The organism is Aphanothece microscopica RSMan92 (assembly GCF_046613545.2).
GTDB lineage: Bacteria > Cyanobacteriota > Cyanobacteriia > PCC-6307 > Cyanobiaceae > NIES-981.
In genome coordinates this window covers 1-1,062 of sequence record NZ_JBKKKY020000210.1, presented here as the reverse complement: position 1 = coordinate 1,062, position 1,062 = coordinate 1, and the positions used below count along the sequence as shown (strand labels likewise).

Here is a 1,062-nt window from a genome sequence, read left to right as displayed (position 1 = left end):
CGGCCGAACCCTTCCGCCAGCTCTGGTATGCCGCCGCTGAGCAGATCCTGGCCAGCGTTCAGATCGAGCCGATCCGCGCCGAGCCCCTGCAGACCCAGGTGATCTCGGCCTCCGTGGATGCCGGAGGCGCCCGTCTCTTCCCGGTGCGGTTGCCGGAGGGCTACCGGCTGGTGCTCGGGGTCAACGGCTCGCCGCTGATGCAGATGAGCGTGTTCGGGCCCGACGGCACCCAGCTGGAGCCCAAGGGGCCGCTGCGGGTGGTCAGCCTCGGCTCCCAGAAGCGCTCCCCGGTGCAGCTGCTGGTGACCAACGACGGCGTGGCGCCGGCACTGATCACCCTGTCGCTGCGGGCCGACCCCCCTCCCGAGGCCCCGCCCGTCGAGCAACCGACCGAGTCCAGGCCGGAGGGGGCGACCACGCCGCCGAGGCCACCGATCGGCTGGCCCGACAAGCCCGCCGAGCCACCCGCCGAGACTCCCCCCGACAGTGCCAGCGGTCCCGAGCCGCCACCACCGCTGAACTGACACGCTGAACTGACGCGCTGACCTGACGTACTGACCTGACGTTTCGGGGGCAGGTGCAGGCCTAGATCCGGGCGATGGCGGCGCGGGTCTCCTTGGCCTCCTGCTTGCGGCGTTCCTCCTGGCGCTTGTCGTGGAGTTTGCGCCCCTTGGCCAGCCCGAGGGTCACCTTGATCCAGGACCCCTTGAGGTGCAGGTTGAGGGGCACCAGGGTCAGGCCCTTCTGGTCGAGGGCGCCGCGCAGCTTGTCGATCTCCCGGCGGTGGGCGAGCAGCTTGCGGACCCGCAGCGGGTCATGGTTGAAGTAGGCGCCCGCGTGGCTGTGGGGAGCGATGTGCACGTTGTGCAGCTGCAGTTCCCCGTTGCGGATCAGGCAGAAACCGTCCCGGAGGTTCACCTGACCGGCGCGGATCGACTTCACCTCGGTGCCCAGCAGCTCGATGCCGGTCTCGAGGGTGTCAAGGATCTCGTACTGATGCCGGGCCAGGCGGTTGTCGGCCAGCAGGCGGTTCGCGGCATCCCGCCGGGCCCGGGCGGCGGC

1 protein-coding gene and 1 pseudogene are annotated in these 1,062 nt (G+C 70.7%); one reads left to right on the top strand and one right to left on the bottom strand.

Annotation, left to right across the window (positions count from 1 at the left end):
* Nucleotides 1–524, top strand: a pseudogene (locus tag ACLD7X_RS17030) (hypothetical protein); the annotation flags it as partial.
* A gap of 61 nt (nucleotides 525–585) precedes the next feature.
* On the opposite strand, the gene smpB reads toward ACLD7X_RS17030, so the two are convergent.
* Nucleotides 586–1,062, bottom strand: a 477-nt coding sequence (smpB, locus tag ACLD7X_RS17025) for an SsrA-binding protein SmpB (RefSeq protein ID WP_411424875.1), incomplete at its 5' end; no start/stop codon positions are given.